Genomic DNA, 19,590 nt, shown 5'->3' with positions numbered 1-19,590 from the left:
GGTGAGGGCGGGGTTCAGGCGCGGGCGTACTGGGCGGGCCAGGTGGGGGTGGCGCCGAGCTTGGCGGCGGCGCGGTGCGGCCAGTACGGGTCGCGTAGGAGTTCCCGCCCGAGCAGGACCAGGTCGGCGTCGCCGGACGCGACGATCTCCTCGGCCTGCTCCGGCTCGACGATCAGGCCGACCGCGCCGGTGGCGACCCCCGCTTCCCGGCGCACCCGGGCGGCCAGCGGCACCTGGTAGCCCGGGCCGACCGGGATGCTCGCCGTGGCCGACGCGCCGCCGGAGGAACAGTCGACCAGGTCCACTCCGGCGGCGGCCAGCTCGCCGGCGAGCACCACGCTGTCCTCGGGCGTCCAGCCCGCCGGCTCCCAGTCGGTGGCCGAGATGCGGGTGAGCACGGGCACGTCCTCGCCGACCGCCGCGCGGACCGCCCGCGCCACCTCCAGGGTCAGCCGCATCCGGCCGGGCCGGTCCCCGCCCCAGCCGTCGTCCCGGTGGTTCGTCAGCGGGGAGAGGAACTCGTGCAGCAGGTAGCCGTGTGCGGCGTGGATCTCCACGGCCGCGAAGCCGGCGTCGACCGCCCGACCGGCCGCCGCCGCGAAGGCACCGACGACGCCGGCTATGCCCGCCTCGTCGAGCGCGGTCGGCACCCGGTAGTCCGGCACGAACGGCGCGGATCCCGGACCGACCGGCGTCCAGCCGCCCTCGGCGTCGGGCACCCCGCCCCGCCGGGGCGCCCACGGCCGGTACGTCGACGCCTTGAACCCGGCGTGCGCGAGCTGCACGACCGGCACCGCGCCGTGCGCGGCGACGAACGCGGTCACCGGCCGCCAGGCGTCGACGTGCCTACCGGACCAGAGCCCGGTGTCCTGGGGGCTGATCCGCCCCTCGGGCAGCACGGCAGTGGCCTCGGTCATCACCAGGCCGGCGCCGCCGACCGCGCGGGCGCCCAGGTGCACCAGGTGCCAGTCGGTGGGCAGGCCGTCCGGGCCGGCGGTGTACTGGCACATCGGCGCCAGGGCGATCCGGTTGGGCAGGGTCACCGTGCGCAGGGTCAGCGGGGTGAACAGGACACTCATGTGGTCATCCTCTCCGGATGCGGGGAGAGCCCGGGGACAGGCCCTCTGAGACTCGTCGGGTCGTTCGGTCGCGGTGGATCCGCACGGATAAGGGGATCTTGTGCAGGGCGGAAGCCATGCGGGTGTGTCCCAGGGCCCGGAGGTCGGAACGGGCAGCGTCAGGAGAGCGGCTGCGCCGGACAGACGCCGCTGGCCTGCAGTCGGAGGTCGACGTACAGGCGCACGGTCAGGTGCCAGACGTTGGTCATCGCCGCCGAGGCTAACGCCGGCCGTCGATGCGGCGGAAGGAGCCGCCGCGGTGACGCTCCTTACAGCAGGGGTGCGGGCGGCCCCTGGGCGTCAACCTGGTGTCCTCGCCTGCCGGCCGAGCGCGACGGCGGTCGCGGTGGCCGTGCCCCAGAGGACGGCCACCAGCAGCAGCAACCGCTCCAGGACGGCGACCAGGCCGCCGCGCCCGACGACGAGCATGGCCACGGCGGTCGCGCCCGCCAGCGGCAGGGCCACCGCCAGGGCCACCGCCGCCAGCCGCCGCAACGCCGACGGCGCGGCCCGGGTGAAGGTGGTCGCCAGCATCGCGAGGACCACCGCGGCCACCGCCAGGATGCTCGCCGCGCCGTGCACCAGGTCCGCCGTGGTCGCCCGCTCGAACGGCGGCAGCGGGCAGCCGGCGCTGCACGTCACCGCCCCGGAGACCAGCGCGAACACGCTGCCGCAACCCAGCAGCACGGCCGCCGCCCGCAGCACCGGGGGCAGCGCCGCCGCGAGCAGCAGCAACCCGACCGCCAGGGCGAAGACCCCGATCCGGTACGCCGGGGCGTACGCGCTGTCGGTGACGCCCGCCTCGCTGACGTACCCCGTCAGACCCGGCCCGGGACCGGCGACCACGGCGACGGTCACCGCGACCGCGCCCCCGACGACGCAGGCGGCGGAGGCCGACGCGGCGGCGGCCCGGGGCGGGGCGGTGTCCGGGTCGGCCCGGCGCGGCTCAGCCACGTCCGTGCGGCGTGGTCCAGCCGGAGGTCGGGCCATGCCGCCAACCTATCCGCTGCGCGCGCGGATATCCTGGCTGGCGGGCGTCCCCCGCGACCCGGAGCCGCCCGCCCCCGCCCCTTTCCACCCCCGAAGGATCGCGCTGATGACCGTGGCATACCTGGTGGCCGGTGTCCGCACCCCGATCGGCCGGTACGCCGGCGCCCTCGCCGGCGTCCGCCCCGACGACCTGGCCGCGCACGTGATCCGCGAGCTGGTCGACCGGCACCCGTCGGTGGACTGGGCGCGGGTGGACGACGTGGTCCTGGGCTGCGCCAACCAGGCCGGCGAGGACAACCGCAACGTGGCCCGGATGGCGGCGCTGCTCGGCGGCCTGCCCGAGCAGGTGCCCGGCAGCACGGTCAACCGGCTCTGCGGCTCGGGCCTGGACGCCCTCGCCACCGCCGCCCGCTCGATCGTCGCCGGCGACGCGGACCTGGTGGTGGCGGGCGGGGTGGAGAGCATGAGCCGCGCCCCGTTCGTGATGCCGAAGGCGAGCACCCCGTTCTCGCGCACCGCCGAGGTCTACGACACCACCATCGGTTGGCGGCTGGTCAACCCGGCGATGAAGAAGCACTGGGGCATCGACTCCATGCCGGAGACGGCGGAGAACGTCGCGGCCGAGTACGGCGTCGGTCGCGCCGAGCAGGACGAGTTCGCGTACCGCTCGCAGCAGCGGGCCGCGAAGGCGCAGGCCGACGGCCGGTTCGCCGAGGAGATCGTGGCAGTGACCGTGCCGGTGGGGCGGCGCGAGACGAAGCTCGTCGAGGTCGACGAGCACCCCCGGGAGACCTCGCTGGAGAAGCTCGCCGCGCTGCCCACCCCGTTCCGCGCGGGCGGCACGGTGACCGCCGGCAACTCCTCGGGCGTCAACGACGGCGCCGTGGCGCTGCTGGTCGCCTCGGAGGCGGCCGTGGCCCGCTACGGTCTGACCCCGCTGGCCCGGGTCGCCGGGGCCGCCGCGGCCGGCGTACCGCCGCGCGTGATGGGCGTCGGGCCGGTGCCGGCCACCCGCAGGCTGCTCGACCGCCTCGGCCTCGGCCTCGACGCGGTCGACGTGATCGAGCTGAACGAGGCGTTCGCCGCGCAGTCCGTGGCGGTGCTGCGCGAACTGGGTCTGCCGACCGACGCCGAGCACGTCAACCCGAACGGCGGGGCGATCGCGCTCGGGCACCCGCTCGGCGCGAGCGGCGCCCGGCTGGCGCTGACGGCCGCGCTGGAGCTGCGCCGCCGGGGCGGCCGGCGGGCACTGGCCACCATGTGCGTCGGCGTCGGGCAGGGCATCTCGCTGCTGCTCGAGGCCGCCTGACCCACACCCCGGCCCCAGGCACGCGGGGAGCCGCGGTCCGCCCGCCGGACGGGCCCGTTCGCGTACGGTGTGCGGACCGTGACCGGCCCGTCGGTCTGTGCTGCCCGGACCGCGCACGGGAGCCGCAAGGGCCGACGAAGTGGGTCGCGGGACCTCCCGAAGCTGGGAGTTCGCGGCCTACAGTGGTGAGCACCACACGACCCGCGGGTCGGCCGGTGCCTCGCGTGCCCACGCACCCCGACGCCGGTTCCCTCCCGCACCGCGGCGACGACCATGAGGTGCAGCAGTGCAGATGCCGGACGGACTTCCCGCCGAGATCGACCTGTCCCGCCCGAGCGCGGCCCGGGTGTACGACTACTTCCTCGGCGGGGCGCACAACTTCGAGATCGACCGGCAGCTCGCCGAGCAGATCGCCGGCATGACCCCGAACCTGGCGGCGACCATGCGTGCCGGTCGGGAGTTCCTGCGCCGGGCCGTGCGGGCGCTGCTCGACGCCGGCATCGACCAGTTCCTCGACATCGGCTCCGGCATTCCCACCGTCGGCAACGTGCACGAGGTCGCCCAGGCGGCCGACCCGAAGGCCCGGGTGGTCTACGTCGACATCGACCCGGTCGCGGTGGCGCACAGCCGGGAGCTGCTCGCCGGCGACGAACTGACCGGGGTGATCCACGCCGACCTGCGCGAGCCGGAGCGGATCCTGGCCGGGGCCCGCGACCTCGGGCTGCTCGACTTCGACCGACCGCTGGGCATCCTGCTCGCCGGGGTGGTGCACTTCGTCGGCGACGCCGACCGCCCCGGCGACGTCCTGGCCACCCTCCGGGCCGCCGCGGCGCCGGGCAGCCACCTGGTGATCTCGCACTCCACGTTCGAGGACCAGCCGCAGGAGATGCTCGACGCGCAGCGCCTCTCCGCGCGCACCGACACCGAGATCACGTTGCGTTCCCGGGTTGAGGTGACGAGCTTCTTCGGCGACTGGACGCTCCTGGAGCCGGGCGTGGTGCACATGCCGCTGTGGCGCCCCGACTCGCCCTCCGACGTCGACGACCACCCGGAGCGGTTCGGCGCCTTCGGCGGCGTCGCCCGATACGACCAGCTGACCGCCTGATCCGATGGCCGCCGTCCCGGAGCCCGGCGGCGACGACCTCAGCCGGTCGGGCGCCCAGCGGTACGCGGCCGAGTGGGCCCGGACGGTGCGCCGGCTCGGGTTCGTGCCGTTCAGCGCGGCCGAGACCGAGCGCCTGCTGCACCTGCACACCGTCCGGCTGGCCCAGGCGCTGCTGGCCGAGCCGTTCTCGCCCCTGCCGGCCGAGGAGGTGGGGCGCGCGCTGGTCGAGGAGAACCTGACCGAGCCCCGGGTGCTCGACTGGTCGGTGCGGGCCCTCGGCGACCGGTTCGCCGCCCGGGTGCTGCCGGGCCGGGCCCACCGCGACGAGACGGCGGAACGGGTCGCGGCGTTGCAGGGCGCACTCGCCGCCGGCTTCGCCCGGGCCCTGCGCGACCGTACCTTCGCCCAGCAGGAGCGGATCGCCCGCTCGGCCTGGCAGGCCCGCGACGAGGTGGAGCAGGCCCTGCGCGACAGCGAGGCCCGGTTCCGGGCGGTCTTCGTGGGGGCGGCCACGGGGATCGGCATCGCCGGTGTCGACGGTCAGATCATCGACGTCAACCAGGCGTTCGCCGGCATGCTCGGCTACTCCATCGAGGAGCTGCGGCAGACCAACGTGGCCGCGCTTTACCATCCCGACGACGCGGCCGGGATGTGGGAGCTCTACCAGGAGTTGATCGAGGGCAAGCAGGACAGGGCCCGGATGGAGAAGCGCTACTACCGCAAGGACGGCAGCGTGGTCTGGACGGACCTCTCGGTCTCACTGATCCGCCACGACGACGGCCGCCCCCGGTTCACCGTCGCGATGATCGAGGACATCACCGAGCGCTACGAGCTCCAGCAGCGGCTGCGCTTCCAGGCGCTGCACGACCCGCTCACCGGCCTGCCCAACCGGACCCTGTTCTTCGAGACGCTGGGCCGGGTCTTCGACGTCGCCGGCGACGCCCACCGCGTCGGGGTCTGCTTCCTCGACCTGGACGGCTTCAAGGCGGTCAACGACAGCCTCGGTCACGACCTCGGCGACCGGCTGCTCGTGGTGATCGCCGGGCGGCTGGCCGACTGCGTCGCCGGCCGGGGGCATCTCGTCGCCCGGATGGGCGGGGACGAGTTCGTCATCCTGGTCGACGACGGCGCCGGGATCGACGACGTGGTGGAGGTCGCCGAGGTGGCCCTGGCCGCGGTCTCCGCGCCGGTGCGCATCGGCGAGCACCAGCTCGCGGTCTCGGCGAGCGTCGGCATCGTCGAGTGCCCGGTCGGCGGGACGAGCGCCTCGGAGCTGATGAAGGCCGCCGACACCACCCTCTACTGGGCCAAGGCGGAGGGGCGGGGCCGGTGGGCGGTCTACGACCCGGAGCGCGGGGCCCGCGACATCGCCCGGTCGGCCCTCGCCGCCGGGCTGCCGGCGGCGCTCGACCGGGGCGAGTTCGTGGTGCACTACCAGCCGATCGTGTCGCTGCTGGCGGGCTCGATGCTGGCCGTGGAGGCGTTGGTCCGGTGGCAGCACCCGGAGCTGGGGCTGATCGGGCCGGACCGGTTCATCGGGCTGGCCGAGGAGACCGGCCTGATCGTCCGGCTCGGCGAGTGGGTGCTGCGGCAGGCCTGCCGGGACGCCGAGGTGTGGCGGCGCGAGTTCCCCCGGGCCCAACTGGTGGTCAGCGTCAACCTGGCCGCCCGGCAGGCCGACGACCCGGGGATCGTCGACACCGTCGCCGATGCGCTGGCCTCCACCGGGCTGCCGGCGGACCTGCTGCAACTGGAGTTGACCGAGAGCGCGGTGATGGGCACCGCCGGGGAGCCGTTGCGGTCGCTGCACCGGCTGGCCGCCCTCGGCGTACGGATGGCGATCGACGACTTCGGCACCGGCTACTCCAATCTGGCGTACCTGCGCCGGTTGCCGATCCACTGCCTGAAGCTGGCCGGGCCGTTCGTCGAGGGCATCCGGGGCGAGGACGCCGAGGCGGTGGCCGACCACCGGGACGAGCGGATCGTGGACGCGCTGGTCCGGCTGGCGCACGCCCTGGAACTGTGGGTGACCGCCGAGGCGGTGGAGACCGGGGTGCAGGCGGAGCGGCTGCGCGCGCTGCGCTGCGACACCGGGCAGGGCCGGTTCTTCGGCCCGCCGGCACCGGCGGCAGAGATCACCGCCCGGCTGCGCGGCGAGGCGGCGGCGTGACCGGGACAGGGTCCGCCGGGAGCGCGCGACGGAGGCCGTACCCTGGCCGCGCCGCGGTCGCCCACGACGCGCGGCGGGCGGAGGTGGCCGGATGGACCTGACGGACTCGCAGGCCGTGGTGTCGGTGGTGGCGGCCCTGGCCATCCTGGCCGGGCTGGCCGGGGTGGTGCTGCCCGGGCTGCCGGCGTTGCCGCTGTGCTGGGGCGGGGTGCTGGTCTGGGCGGTCTTCGGCGACGCGGGTCCCGGCCGGTGGGCGGTCCTGGCGGCGGCGACCGTGGTGGTGGCCGGCGGCACGGTGGTCAAGTACGCCTGGCCGGGGCGGAACCTGAAACGCACCGGGGTGCCGACATCTTCGCTGCTCGCCGGCGGTCTGCTGGGGCTGGTCGGGTTCTTCGTGATCCCGGTGGTCGGCCTGGTGCTCGGCTTCGTCGGCGGGGTGTGGGGCGCCGAGCGGCTGCGGTTGGGCAGCAACCACCTCGCCTGGCCGTCGACCGTGCAGGCGCTCAAGGCGGCCGGCTTGTCCATGCTGGTCGAGTTTTCGGCGGGCGTGGTCGTCGCCGCGCTCTGGGTGGCCGGCCTGCTGTTCGCCTGAGCCGCTTCCCGCCGGTTCGTCGGCGCAGCGGTGCCCGGTGGAGCTGGCAGCGGCGAGGGACGTCCGTCGGGCACGGCGGATCGCCGTACGTGAGAGAGGGGTGGACGCCCCGCGCCGCCGCGTGGACCGGACGTTGCCGAGCGCCCGGTCTTCAGTCCCGTCGCGATCGGGCCTGGTCACAGGCTCAAGCATGCGGCCGGAGCAGGTCGGGCGGCAACGTGATTTTCCCGGGTCGGGTGCTCGATGGGCGGCGCGGGCAGCGGCGGTACGCAGCCGACCGTACGCGTCGCGCAGCTCGGCGGCGGGCTCGCCCACCTGACCGGCGGCCCCGACCGGCACGGCCCAGAGCCGGGCTCCCCGCAGGGCGGCGACGTACAGGGTGGTGGGCCCTGGTGACCAGGGCCCGCTGCCGAGCAGCACGCCCCGGACCGGGGAACGGTTGCGGGTGCCGGGCCTGGGCAGCGCACGGACCTGGTGACGTACTGCCGGGGACGGCCGGTCGATCGCGTTTGCCACGGTGTCCGCAGGGGGCATTGACGGTGATCCGGTAAGCCAGTAGACCTTGGTGATGGAGGCCCGCCGATGAGAAGAGCTCCGCTCACGTTGGAACAGCTGCGGGTCGCCGTCGCGGAGGGCGAGATCGACACCGTGGTGCTGGCCCTGGTCGACATGCAGGGCCGGTTGCAGGGCAAGCGGTTCCACGCGCCCTACTTCCTCGACGAGGTGGTCGCCCACGGCAGCGAGGGCTGCAACTACCTGCTGGCCGTCGACGTCGACATGGACACCGTCGACGGCTACGCGATGTCGAGCTGGGAACGCGGCTACGGCGACTTCGCCATGGTGCCGGATCTCGACACGCTGCGGCGGGTGCCCTGGCAGCCGGGCAGCGCGCTGCTCCTGGCCGACCTGGCGTGGCTGGACGGCTCCCCGGTGGTCGCCTCGCCTCGGCAGATCCTGCGCCGGCAGCTCGACCGGCTGGCCGCGCACGGGCTGACCGCGTACGCCGGCACCGAGCTGGAGTTCGTGCTGTTCCGCGACTCGTACGAGGAGGCGTGGCGGCGCGGTTACCGCGACCTCACGCCCGCCAACCAGTACAACGTGGACTACTCCCTGCTCGGCACCGCCCGGGTGGAGCCGCTGCTGCGCCGCATCCGGCGGGACATGGCCGGTGCGGGGCTCACCCCGGAGAGCGCGAAGGGCGAGTGCAACCTCGGCCAGCACGAGATCACCTTCCGCTACGACGAGGCGGTGGCCTGCGCCGACCACCACGTGATCTACAAGAACGGGGCGAAGGAGATCGCCGCCCAGGAGGGCATGTCGATCACCTTCATGGCCAAGCCGAACGCGCGGGAGGGCAACTCCTGCCACATCCACTTCTCGCTGCGCGACGCCGACGGCCGCTCGGCGATGCTCGGCGACGGGCCGGCGCACCTGTCGACGACCGGGCAGCGGGTGCTGGCCGGCCTGCTGGCCACCATGCGTGAGTTCAGCCTCCTGTTCGCCCCGAACATCAACTCGTACAAGCGCTACCAGCCCGGGTCGTTCGCGCCCACGGCGTTGCGCTGGGGCACGGACAACCGCACCTGCGCGCTGCGGCTGGTCGGGCACGGGCAGGGCATGCGGGTGGAGAACCGGGTGCCGGGCGCGGACGTGAACCCGTACCTGGCGATCGCGGCACTCGTCGCCGGCGCGGTGCACGGCATCGAGCGGGAGCTGGAACTGGGCGAGGAGTGCACCGGCAACGCGTACGACGACCCGGCCGCCGAGCGGGTCCCCGGCACGCTGCGTGACGCCCTGGCCCTCTGGGAGGGCTCGACGGTGGCCGCCGAGGCGTTCGGCGACGAGGTGGCGGCCCACTACGCCAACCAGGCGCGGGTGGAACTGACCGCCTACGACGCCGCCGTGACCGACTGGGAACTCCACCGTGGCTTCGAACGCCTCTGATCCCCGACCTCTCCGCCGCCTCGTCCCCGCCGCGTCGATCATCGAGCTCTGGTGGGACGGTCGGTGGCGACCAGCGGCTTTCGTGAGGCACCAGAACCGCATGATCGGCGCCGCCGAGGGAGCGCGGCCGAGGAGGGGAGGGTGGGCGCGTGAGTGAGGTGGTGGATCCGGCTACCGGGGAGGTGGTGGGATTCGTGGCTGAAACGTCGGTCGAGGAGGTCGACGCGGCGATCGCGCGGGCGGAGGCGGCCTTCCGGCGGTGGCGCGCGGTGGCGCCGGGGGAGCGGGCGCGGGTGTTGCGGCGCTTCGCGGCGGTGGTCGACGCGCACCTGGAGGAGCTGGCGCGGCTGGAGGTGCGCAACTCCGGGCACACCATCGGCAACGCGCGGTGGGAGGCGGGCAACGTCCGCGACGTCCTCGACTACTACGCGGGCGCGCCGGAGCGGCTGACCGGGCGGCAGATCCCGGTGCCGGGCGGGTTGGACGTGACGTTCCACGAGCCGCTCGGCGTGGTCGGCGTGATCGTGCCGTGGAACTTCCCGATGCCCATCGCCGCCTGGGGTTTCGCGCCGGCGCTCGCGGCCGGCAACACCGTGGTGCTCAAGCCCGCCGAGCTGACCCCGTCGACCGCGCTGCGCCTGGCCGAGCTGGCGCGCGAGGCGGGCGTGCCCGACCACGTTTTCACCGTGCTGCCGGGCGCGGGCCCGGTGGTGGGGGAGCGTTTCGTCACCCACCCCGCCGTCCGCAAGGTCTGCTTCACCGGCTCCACCGAGGTGGGCACCCGGATCATGGCCGGCTGCGCGGCGCAGGTGAAGCGGCTGACGCTGGAGCTGGGCGGCAAGAGCGCCAACCTCGTCTTCGCCGACGCCGACCTGGAGCGGGCGGCGGCCACCGCCCCGTACGCCGTCTTCGACAACGCCGGGCAGGACTGCTGCGCCCGGTCGCGGATCCTCATCCAGCGGCCGGCGTACGACCGGTTCCTGGAACTGCTCGAACCGGCGGTGCGCGCGCTGCGGGTGGAGGACCCGGCCCGGGAGACCGCCGAGATGGGCCCGCTGATCTCCGCCGCCCAGCGGGACCGGGTGGCCGGGTACGTCGACGGGGCGAACGTGGCCTTCACCGGCTCCCGCCCCGACGGCCCCGGCTTCTGGTACGCCCCGACGGTGCTGCTCGCCGACTCCACCGCGGACCGGCACTGGCGCGAGGAGATCTTCGGCCCGGTCGTCTCGGTGCTCCCGTTCGACGACGAGGCCGACGCGATCCGGCTGGCCAACGACACCGAGTACGGGCTGTCCGGCTCGGTCTGGACCCGGGACGTGGGCCGGGCGCTGCGGGTGGCGCGGGCCGTGGAGGCGGGCAACCTCAGCGTCAACTCGCACTCCTCGGTGCGGTACTGGACGCCGTTCGGTGGGATGAAGCGCTCCGGGCTGGGCCGCGAGCTGGGCCCGGACGCGCTGCACGCCTTCACCGACGTCAAGAACGTGTTCATCGCAACGGAGGAGTGACAGGGTGCGGGGTCGTCTTGAGGACCGGGTGACCGTGGTCACCGGCGCCGGCAGCGGGATCGGGCTGGCCACCGTGCGGCGCTTCGCCGCCGAGGGGGCCCGGGTGGTCTGCGTCGACGTCGACCCGGAGGCGGGTGGGCGGGCCGCCGAGGAGGTCGGCGGCGAGTTCGTCGCCACGGACGTCGCCGACGAGGCGGCGGTGCGGGACCTCTTCGACGGGGTGGCCGGGCGGCACGGGCGCATCGACGTGGCGTTCAACAACGCCGGCATCTCCCCGCCCGAGGACGACTCCATCCTGAGCACGGGCCTGGACGCCTGGGAGCGCGTGCTGCGGGTCAACACCACGAGCGTCTACCTCTGCTGCAAGTACGTCATCCCGCACATGCGCCGGCAGGGCCGGGGCTCGATCATCAACACCGCGTCGTTCGTGGCGCTGATGGGGGCGGCCACCTCGCAGATCGCGTACACGGCGAGCAAGGGCGGGGTGCTGGCGATGACCAGGGAGCTGGGCGTGCAGTTCGCCCGGGAGGGTGTACGCGTCAACGCGCTCTGCCCCGGCCCGGTCGCCACCCCGCTGCTGCTGGAGCTCTTCGCCGCCGACCCGGAGCGGGCCGCCCGCCGGCTGGTGCACGTGCCGATGGGGCGGTTCGGCCAGCCGGAGGAGATCGCCGCCGCGGTGGCGTTCCTGGCCAGCGACGACTCGTCCTTCATGACCGCCGCGCAGTTCGTCGTGGACGGCGGCATCACCGGCGCGTACGTCACCCCGCTGTGAGCCGGCCACTGATCGGGATCACCGCGTACGTCGAGCCCGTCGGCTGGGGGGTGTGGCGGGACGTGCCGGCGGTGCTGCTGCCCGAGTCGTACGTGCGGGCGGTCACCGCGGCCGGGGGCCGGGCGGTGCTGCTGCCGCCGGACGACGCCGACGCCGACGTCCTGCGGGTGCTCGACGGGCTGCTGCTGGCCGGCGGCGCGGACGTCGACCCGGCCCGGTACGGCCAGCCGCCGGCGCCCCGCACCGAGAGCCGCCCCGGGCGCGACGCGGGCGAGCTGACCCTGCTCACCGCCGCGCTCGACACCGACCTGCCGGTGCTGGGCGTCTGCCGGGGGATGCAGCTGCTCGCCGTCGCTGCCGGCGGGTCGCTGCACCAGCACCTGCCGGAGCTGGTGGGGCACGACCTGCACCGCCCCGCCCCGGGCGTCTACGGCGGGCACGGTGTGCGGTTCGCCCCGGGCAGCCTGGCCGCGACGGTGCTGGCCGGCGTGGTCCGGGTGAACTCGTACCACCACCAGGCGGTGGCGGACCCGGGCCGGCTGACGGTGACCGGCTGGTCCGACGACGGGGTGGTCGAGGCGGTCGAGGATCCGCGCCGGCCCTTCCTGCTCGGCGTGCAGTGGCATCCGGAGAACGAACCTGATCCCCGGCCGATCGCCGCTCTGGTCCGGGCGGCCCGCGAGCATCGGGCGGCCCGGGAAGGTCGGGCCGCTGCGACGCGTCGGTGACGCTGCCCCCGCGCCCTCGTGCGACCTCGGCGACGGCCCGCGAGGGCGGTGCGGCGCAGCGGGGTGTCGCAGATCACAGTCGCCGGGCGGGCGCCTCGGCTGTTCGGGATGGTCCCGTCGGCGGGACTGAAATGCCGAGCTGGTCCGGTATCCGCGCAGCGTGATCCCGGATGGCCCGAGCCGCGCGAGGCCGCCACCGGGAGCCGGCGGCCGGGCGGGGTGGACGTAACCAGCGCACGAGGGGCGGTATGCGTTACGTTGCTCGTCCGTCGGGGTACCAAGCGGGGCACGGCCGGTCGGATCACCGGGCCGAGGCGGTGACTGGCCGGAGCGGGAGGAACTATGAGCTCGGCCCAAGGGGGCGTGGACGAGGGTTGCCCGGCCGAGGCAGGGCAGGCCGCCGAGTTCCCCCCGATGCTGGCCGCTGCCCTCGCCGGCGGCGGCGAGATGGGCGAGCGGATGCGCCGCCTCGACTGGTCGGGCCACCCGCTCGGCGCTCCCGACCGCTGGCCGCCGGCGCTCTGCTCGGCGATCGGCCTGATGCTCGCCTCCAGCGCGCAGATCGTCGTGTTCTGGGGGGAGGACGAACTCGCCTTCTACAACGACGCCTACCGCCCCACCATCGGCGACAAGCACCCGGACGTCCTGGGCCGGCCGGCCCGTGAGCACTGGGCGGAGACCTGGAGCGTGCTCGGGCCGCTGCTGGAGGGCGTCCGACGCGACAGCCGGTCGTACCGCGCGCAGGACCACCCCTTCCCGCTCGCCCGCCGCGGCTTCCTGGAGGAGACGTACTTCGACGTCTCCTACGATCCGATCCTGGGCACCGACGGCACGGTCGACGGCATCTTCTGCATCGTCAACGAGACCACCGGCCGGGTGGTCGGGGAGCGCCGGCTGCGGCTGCTCGCCGAGCTGGGCACCGAGCTGACCGACGTCGACAGCAGGTCCGGGCTGGGCCGGGCGGCCACGACGGTGCTCGACCGGCACCGAGCGGACCTGCCGTTCGCGCTGGTGCACCTGCCCGACGAGGCCGGCGACATGGTGCTGGCCGGGTGCGGCGGCGTCGACCCCCGCACTGTCACCACGCCCGCGCCGGCCCGGCTCGCCGAGGTCGTCGCCGCCGGGACCGCCGCCACGGTCGCGGTGACGGACCTGCTCGCCGAGGCCCCGGCCGACGCGACCGGCGAGGCGCTGGTGCTGCCGGTCACCGCCGGGAACGAGACGGTCGGCACGCTGACGGTCGGCGTCGCGCGCCGGCAGCCGCTCACCGACGAGTACCGGGACTTCTTCGACCTGGTCGCCGCGCAGATCTCCCGGGCCGTCGGGCGGCAGCGGGCGTACGAGCAGGAACGCGCCCGCGCCGCCGAGCTGGCCGCCCTCGACCGGGCCAAGACGAACTTCTTCGCCAACGTCAGCCACGAGTTCCGCACCCCGCTGACCCTGGTGCTCGGCCCGCTGGAGGACCTGCTGGCCGACCCGGCGCTGCCCGAGGCGTACACCGACCGGCTCACCACCATGCACCGCAACGCGCTGCGGCTGCTCAAGCTGGTCAACACGGTGCTCGACTTCTCCCGGCTGGAGTCCGGGCGGCTGAGCGCCCGCTACCAGCCCACCGACCTCGCCGACTACACCGCCCGCCTGGCCAGCACGTTCCGGTCGGCGACCCAGCGGACGGGGCTGCGACTGGTCGTGGACTGCCCGCCGCTGCCGGCGCCGGTCTTCGTGGACCGGGACATGTGGGAGAAGGTCGTGCTCAACCTCGTCTCGAACGCGGTGAAGTTCACCTTCGACGGCGAGATCCGGGTGCGGATCCGCGCGGTCGACGGGGCCGCCCGGCTGGAGGTCACCGACACCGGCGTCGGCATCGTGCCGGAGGAACTGCCGCACGTCTTCGAGCGCTTCCACCGGGTGCCCGGGGTGCGTTCGCGCAGCCACGAGGGCACCGGCATCGGCCTGGCGCTGGTCCGCGAGCTGGTCGACATGCACGGCGGCGAGGTGGCCGTACGCAGTCGCGTCGACGAGGGCAGCACGTTCACGGTGACCGTTCCGTTCGGCGCCGGGCACCTGCCGGCGGAACGGGTGGTCAACGCCGACCTCGCGGCGCAGGTCGAGCTGGTGCACGCCGACCTCTACGTCGCGGAGACGGCGCTCTGGACGGGTGCCACCGGGCCCGGCGACGGCGGCGGGTCGCCCCGGGGAAGCGGCGTCGCCGGGCGGATCCTGGTCGCCGACGACAACGCCGACCTGCGCGAGCACGTCACCCGGCTGCTCTCCTCGTCCTGGGAGGTGGTCGCGGTCACCGACGGCGTGGAGGCGCTGCGGCACGCCGTCGACGGCTCGTTCGACCTGGTGCTGACCGACGTGATGATGCCCCGGCTGGACGGGTTCGGGCTGGTCGCCGCGTTGCGCGCGGATCCGCGTACCCGCCACGTGCCGATCGTGCTGCTCTCCGCCCGGGCCGGCTCCGCCGAGGAGGTCGCCGGGCTCGCGGTGGGCGCCGACGACTACCTCACCAAGCCCTTCTCCGGCCAGGAGCTGACCGCCCGGGTGCGGGCCAACGTCGAGCTGGGCCAGCTCCGTGGCCAGATCATCCGAGGGCTGCGGGCCCTGGCCGACGCGGCGGTCGCGGTGAACACCGCCCGCTCCACGGCCGACGTGCTCCAGGTCGCCGCGCGGCACGCCCTGAGTCTCGCCGAGGCCGTCCGGGTGGTGGTCTCGGCGACCGGGCTGCGCTTCGAGGCCGACGGCGGCGGGCTCGCCTCGATCGAGCCGTCCTTCGTGCTGCCGCTGACCGGCACGGCCGGCGAACAGCTCGGCGAGCTGCGGGTCTGGCGTCCGGACGGCGACGGGACCCACACCGACGAGGCCGCGCTCACCCAGCTCGCCCGGCTGGTCGGGGTGCGGCTGGAGAACGCCCAGCTCTACGAGGCCGAACACCGCATCGCCACCACGCTGCAGCACAGCCTGCTGCCCCGGTCGCTGCCGCAGCTGCCGGGCGCCCTGGTGGCCAGCCGCTACCTGCCGGGCAGCGCCGACGTGGAGGTGGGCGGGGACTGGTACGACGTCATCGCGCTCGGCGACGACGAGCTCGTGCTGGCGATCGGCGACGTGGTGGGCAAGGGCGTCCCGGCCGCCGCGGCGATGGGCCAGCTCCGCAACGGACTGCGGGCGTACGTGCTGGAGGGCTTCGGCCCCGGTGAGTCGCTGACCCGGCTCAACCGGCTCGTCGGCACGACCGAGGGTCGTTCCTTCGCGACCGTCTTCTGCCTGTGGTTCAGTCCCCGCACCGGCCGGATGCGGTACGCCAGCGCCGGTCACCCGTCCCCCCTGCTGATCCGAGGAGACGACGTGGCGTTCCTGCACGGGCGGGCGCTCGGGCCGCCGGTCGGCGCGATGCCCGACACGACCTACCGGACGGTCGAGGGGGAGTTGGCCGCCGGGAGCCGGCTGCTGCTCTACACCGACGGGCTGATCGAGGACCGGCAGGTCGGCATCGACGCCTCGCTGGACCTGCTGCGGCAGGACGCGGCCACCCCCGGCGAGCACGTGACCGACCTGATCGACGCCGTGGTGGAGCGGGTCGCCGGTCGGCCCCTTCGCGACGACGTCGCGGTGCTCGCCCTGGAGGCGGCGGAACTCAACCGGTTCGCGTTGCGGCTGCCCGCCGATCCCACCCGCCTCAGCGTGCTGCGCAAGCGGCTGGAGGACTTCCTCGCCGCGCACCGGGTCACCGAGACGGACCTGTTCGACCTCACCGTCGCCGTCTCCGAGGCGGCTGCCAACGCCATCGAGCACCCGGTCGAGCCCGCCGAGCCGACGATCGGCGTCGAAGTGACCATCTGCGACCGTACGGTGGTGGCGACGGTGCGCGACAGCGGCCGGTGGCGGGAATCGACCGGCTCCGGCTTCCGGGGGCGGGGACTGTCCCTGATCGAGGCGCTGGGAGAGCTGTCGGTGACCCGTACCGCCGAGGGGACCGCGGTGACGGTGCGCCGGCGGCTGGCGGACTGAGCGGCCGGTCGGCGGCGCCGCTGCCGGGGCGCGACGGGTCGTGTGGCGCGGGGCGGAGCAGGTGGCGCGGGACTCAGGCCGGTCGCAGCCAGGCCTGGTCGCCCAGGCCGGAGATGTCGAGCACCCGGTGGACCTGCCGCGACGGCAGCACGGTGAGCGTGCCGGGGAGGTGCTGGGCCAGCCGGACCACCGCGTGGATCGCCGCCGAGTCGAAGAAGGTGACCTCCCGCAGGTCGAGCGTCACGTGCTCGGCCGGCTCCCGCAGCGCGGTCTGGAACATGACGTCGGCGGTGGCCATGTCGACCTCGCCGGTGACCAGGACGCGAAGGTGGGCGCCGTCGACCTCCGCACTGGCGGAGAAGACGGGAGACGTGTCACCCCCTTGATCCACGGAGCCACAATGGCACAGCGGGCCAGGCACGGCAACAACCCCTGCGGGCGGGCGGTGGCGGGGGTCACCATGGCCGCGGCGATAAACTCGGGTCATGACCGTCCGTGCGCCGCTGACCCCAGGCACGCCCTCCCCGCTGCGGCCCGTGCCCGCCCACATCGTCCGCCCGGAGTACGTGGGCAAGAAGCGTCCCCGGGAATGGCGCGGCTCGCACGTGCAGACACCGGAGACGATCGAGAAGATGCGGGTCGCCGGCCGGCTCGCCGCGCAGGCCACCCGGCTCGCCGGTGAGCACTGCAAGCCCGGCGTGACCACCGACGAGATCGACCGGGTCGTGCACGAGTTCCTCTGCGACCACGGCGCCTACCCGTCGACGCTGGGCTACAAGGGCTTCCCCAAGTCCTGCTGCACCAGCCTCAACGAGGTGATCTGCCACGGCATCCCCGACTCCACCGTGCTCGTCGACGGCGACATCATCAACGTGGACGTCACCGCGTACCTCGACGGCGTGCACGGCGACACGGACGCCACCTTCTGCGTGGGCGAGGTCAGCGAGGAGGCCCGGCTGCTGGTCGAGCGGACCCACGAGGCGATGATGCGCGGCATCCGCGCGGTCGCCCCGGGCCGCCAGATCAACGTGATCGGCCGGGTCATCGAGTCGTACGCGAAGCGCTTCGGCTACGGCGTCGTGCGCGACTTCACCGGCCACGGCATCGGCGAGGCGTTCCACAGCGGGCTCTACGTGCCGCACTACGACAGCCCCCGCCCCACGGACGTCATGGAGCCGGGGATGACCTTCACCATCGAGCCGATGATCACCCTCGGCACCCACCAGTACGACATGTGGGACGACGGCTGGACCGTGGTGACGAAGGACCGCCGGTGGACGGCCCAGTTCGAGCACACGATCGTGGTGACCGAGGACGGTCACGAGATCCTCACCCTGCCGTGACGGACACTCCGGCGGCCCTGCGCGAAGCGCACCACGCGGACGTCTCGGGCGGCTGGCTGCGTCCCGCCGTCTTCGGGGCGATGGACGGGCTGGTCACCAACATCGCCCTGATCGCCGGGGTGGCGGGTGGCGGGGTGTCGCCCCGCAGCGTCGTGCTGACCGGCGTGGCCGGCCTGGTGGCCGGCGCCATCTCGATGGGGCTGGGGGAATACACCAGCGTCCGCTCCGCGAACGAGCAGGTCGCGGCCGAGGTCGCCAAGGAGCGCCGCGAGTTGGAGCGGCACCCCGAGGCCGAGGCGCGCGAGCTGGCCGCGGCGTGGGTCGCCCGGGGTCTGCCGTCCGATCTCGCCATGGAGGTCGCCCAGGCCGTCCGGCGCAACCCGGAGGAGGCGCTGCGGGTGCACGTCCGGGAGGAGCTCGGGATCGACCCGGACGAGCAGCCGAGCCCGTGGGCGGCGGCGATCTCGTCGTTCCTGTTCTTCTCGGTCGGGGCGCTGGTGCCGCTGCTGACCTACCTGTTCGGCGCGACGAGCCTGTGGCTGGCGCTCGCGGTCGGCGGGCTCGGGCTCTTCGTCGCCGGGGCGGTGGTCGCCCGGTTCACCGCCCGGCCCTGGTGGTCCGGCGGCCTGCGTCAGCTCCTGCTCGGCGCGGCCGCGGCCGGTGCCACCTATCTGATCGGCACCCTCATCGGTGTCCAGGGCGGCCTGGGCTGAGCGCGCCGCCCCGGCCGAAGCGCGGTGCCGGTCAACCGGCGAGGAGGTCGTCGACCGTGCCGTCGACGGGACGGCCCCGGGCCGCCAGCTCGCCCGCCTGGCGGGCCAGGACGGCGCCCACCTCGGTCATGTCCGCGCCCGCCAGGCCGGTACGACGCACGGCGTCGCCCGGGTCACGGAAGTAGGTGCGGTTGAGCAGGCCATTGACCATGGCCGCCGCCAGCCGCGCCTCGCCGAGCATCAGCAGCGCCTGGTCGGTCTCGTACCACTCGGCCAGCCGGGCGGCCCGGGCGTGCGCCGCGCTGCCCCGGTACCAGGCCCGGCGGGCCGCCGTGCTGAACTCGCCCGGCCGGGCCCGGGCCAGCCGGCCCAGGTGCTCGTCGCGCAGCGTGCGCAGCCAGCCGGTCGGGTCGTGCAGCGCCCGGGTGCTGACGTACCGGTCGGCGGTCAACGGCCAGAGCGGGGAGATCACCCGGGCCTGGCACAGGTAGTCGTCGGCCCCCGCCACGGTCAGGTCGACCAGCACGCCGTCGACCCGCCGGGTCGCCGGGGAGGGGCCCCCGCCGGGCCGGTACGTCACCACCAGCAGCCCGACCTCGCCGTTCCCGCCGCCGTCGTCGTCGCCGTGGGCCAGCGGGCCGTGCACCGCGACCGCCAGCACGTCGGCCGGGAACCGCCGGCGCACGGCGTCGGCGACCCGCCCGGCCACCGCCCACCGTGGATCGTCGGGGTGGGGCTCGCCGTCCGGGCCGGTCACCGCACCAGCCTATGCGCGGCCGGTCGGCCCGCCGGGCACGCCGCGCCCGGTGGGCACCAGCCGGAAGACGAGGATCTCCCGACCACCGGCCCGCTGCGCGTACGCCCGGTAGGCGGGCCACTCGGTGACCAGCAGCGTCCAGAGGCGGTCGCGTTCGGCGCCGGTGGCGACCTGCGCGCGCACCGGGACGCGGCGGCCCCTGACGGCCACCTCGGCGGCGGGATCGGCGCGCAGGTTCATCGCCCAGCCGGGCTGGTGGGCCTGGCCGAAGTTGGAGCCGACCACCACGTACGCGCCGCCGTCGGGCACGTAGAGCAGCGGGTTGCTGCGCGGCTTGCCGGAGCGGCGGCCGGTGGTCGTGATGACCAGCGACGGGATGAGCCCGAGCGCGACCACCCGGCCCCGGGTGAGTCGCCCGACCATCCGGTCGGCGGGGACGAGCAGGCGGACGGCGGCTCCGAACCAGCGGTGGTGGCCGACCCGGCGGGTGAGGGCTCCCAGTACGGGCACGGCAACCAGTGTGCCCGCTGTCG

At 74.7% G+C, this 19,590-nt stretch carries 17 protein-coding genes; 12 read left to right on the top strand and 5 right to left on the bottom strand.

Annotation, left to right across the window (positions count from 1 at the left end; translation table 11 throughout):
* Positions 1–14: 14 nt before the first annotated feature.
* Both KBX06_RS18860 and KBX06_RS18855 read right to left on the bottom strand, forming a co-directional pair.
* Positions 15–1,079, bottom strand: coding sequence for an NADH:flavin oxidoreductase/NADH oxidase (locus KBX06_RS18860; protein WP_210836737.1), 1,065 nt, complete (start codon positions 1,077–1,079; stop codon positions 15–17).
* A 339-nt stretch (positions 1,080–1,418) separates the two neighbouring features.
* Entirely contained in the window at positions 1,419–2,072 is a 654-nt protein-coding gene (locus tag KBX06_RS18855) for a DUF998 domain-containing protein (RefSeq protein ID WP_307854680.1), read from the bottom strand.
* A gap of 142 nt (positions 2,073–2,214) precedes the next feature.
* Here KBX06_RS18855 and pcaF point away from each other — a divergent pair, with 142 nt between their 5' ends.
* The 10 genes from pcaF to KBX06_RS18805 all read left to right on the top strand — a co-directional run bounded on the left by pcaF (position 2,215) and on the right by KBX06_RS18805 (position 16,244).
* Positions 2,215–3,417: a 3-oxoadipyl-CoA thiolase gene (gene pcaF, locus KBX06_RS18850; protein WP_210836733.1), complete on the top strand. Its 1,203-nt coding sequence runs from the start codon at positions 2,215–2,217 to the stop codon at positions 3,415–3,417.
* Positions 3,418–3,703: 286 nt separating this feature from the next.
* Complete coding sequence (locus KBX06_RS18845; RefSeq protein ID WP_210836731.1) at positions 3,704–4,522, top strand: SAM-dependent methyltransferase; 819 nt, start codon at positions 3,704–3,706, stop codon at positions 4,520–4,522.
* A 4-nt stretch (positions 4,523–4,526) separates the two neighbouring features.
* Positions 4,527–6,692 carry a bifunctional diguanylate cyclase/phosphodiesterase gene (locus KBX06_RS18840; RefSeq protein ID WP_210836728.1) on the top strand — a complete coding sequence of 722 codons (2,166 nt, stop codon included), beginning with the start codon at positions 4,527–4,529 and terminating at the stop codon, positions 6,690–6,692.
* A gap of 91 nt (positions 6,693–6,783) precedes the next feature.
* The gene (locus tag KBX06_RS18835) at positions 6,784–7,284 is read left to right on the top strand and encodes a DUF456 domain-containing protein (protein ID WP_210836726.1); all 501 of its coding nucleotides are present in this window, start codon (positions 6,784–6,786) and stop codon (positions 7,282–7,284) included.
* Positions 7,285–7,527: 243 nt separating this feature from the next.
* The gene (locus tag KBX06_RS18830) at positions 7,528–7,680 is read left to right on the top strand and encodes a hypothetical protein (protein ID WP_210836724.1); all 153 of its coding nucleotides are present in this window, start codon (positions 7,528–7,530) and stop codon (positions 7,678–7,680) included.
* Positions 7,681–7,866: 186 nt separating this feature from the next.
* Positions 7,867–9,228 carry a glutamine synthetase family protein gene (locus KBX06_RS18825; protein WP_210836722.1) on the top strand — a complete coding sequence of 454 codons (1,362 nt, stop codon included), beginning with the start codon at positions 7,867–7,869 and terminating at the stop codon, positions 9,226–9,228.
* A 149-nt stretch (positions 9,229–9,377) separates the two neighbouring features.
* Positions 9,378–10,733, top strand: a complete 1,356-nt coding sequence (locus KBX06_RS18820; protein ID WP_210836720.1) for an aldehyde dehydrogenase — start codon at positions 9,378–9,380, stop codon at positions 10,731–10,733.
* Positions 10,734–10,737: 4 nt separating this feature from the next.
* A complete protein-coding gene (locus KBX06_RS18815) occupies positions 10,738–11,505 on the top strand; it encodes a 3-oxoacyl-ACP reductase (RefSeq protein WP_210836718.1) in 768 nt (255 codons plus the stop codon).
* Positions 11,502–12,233 (top strand): gamma-glutamyl-gamma-aminobutyrate hydrolase family protein, encoded by a 732-nt coding sequence (locus KBX06_RS18810; RefSeq protein ID WP_210836716.1) that lies wholly within the window; start codon positions 11,502–11,504, stop codon positions 12,231–12,233. Before KBX06_RS18815 ends, KBX06_RS18810 begins: the two co-directional genes overlap by 4 nt.
* Before the next feature lie 342 nt (positions 12,234–12,575).
* Positions 12,576–16,244 (top strand): SpoIIE family protein phosphatase, encoded by a 3,669-nt coding sequence (locus KBX06_RS18805; RefSeq protein ID WP_210836714.1) that lies wholly within the window; start codon positions 12,576–12,578, stop codon positions 16,242–16,244.
* 73 nt (positions 16,245–16,317) lie between these two features.
* Here KBX06_RS18805 and KBX06_RS18800 read toward each other — a convergent pair whose 3' ends face one another.
* Positions 16,318–16,635: an STAS domain-containing protein gene (locus KBX06_RS18800; protein ID WP_307854679.1), complete on the bottom strand. Its 318-nt coding sequence runs from the start codon at positions 16,633–16,635 to the stop codon at positions 16,318–16,320.
* 94 nt (positions 16,636–16,729) lie between these two features.
* Between KBX06_RS18800 and map the strand changes: the two genes are divergently transcribed.
* Both map and KBX06_RS18790 read left to right on the top strand, forming a co-directional pair.
* Positions 16,730–17,587: a type I methionyl aminopeptidase gene (gene map, locus KBX06_RS18795; protein ID WP_210836709.1), complete on the top strand. Its 858-nt coding sequence runs from the start codon at positions 16,730–16,732 to the stop codon at positions 17,585–17,587.
* Positions 17,584–18,300 (top strand): VIT1/CCC1 transporter family protein, encoded by a 717-nt coding sequence (locus KBX06_RS18790; RefSeq protein ID WP_210836707.1) that lies wholly within the window; start codon positions 17,584–17,586, stop codon positions 18,298–18,300. Before map ends, KBX06_RS18790 begins: the two co-directional genes overlap by 4 nt.
* A 31-nt stretch (positions 18,301–18,331) precedes the next feature.
* Here the strand turns inward: KBX06_RS18790 and KBX06_RS18785 are convergent, their stop codons facing one another.
* Both KBX06_RS18785 and KBX06_RS18780 read right to left on the bottom strand, forming a co-directional pair.
* Positions 18,332–19,057, bottom strand: coding sequence for a nucleotidyltransferase domain-containing protein (locus tag KBX06_RS18785; RefSeq protein WP_210836705.1), 726 nt, complete (start codon positions 19,055–19,057; stop codon positions 18,332–18,334).
* Between the two features lie 9 nt (positions 19,058–19,066).
* Complete coding sequence (locus KBX06_RS18780; RefSeq protein ID WP_210836703.1) at positions 19,067–19,567, bottom strand: nitroreductase/quinone reductase family protein; 501 nt, start codon at positions 19,565–19,567, stop codon at positions 19,067–19,069.
* Positions 19,568–19,590 lie beyond the last annotated feature (23 nt).

It is taken from the genome of Micromonospora sp. C31 (assembly GCF_018070575.1).
GTDB lineage: Bacteria > Actinomycetota > Actinomycetes > Mycobacteriales > Micromonosporaceae > Micromonospora.
This window is presented reverse-complemented; position numbering and strand designations above follow the sequence as displayed.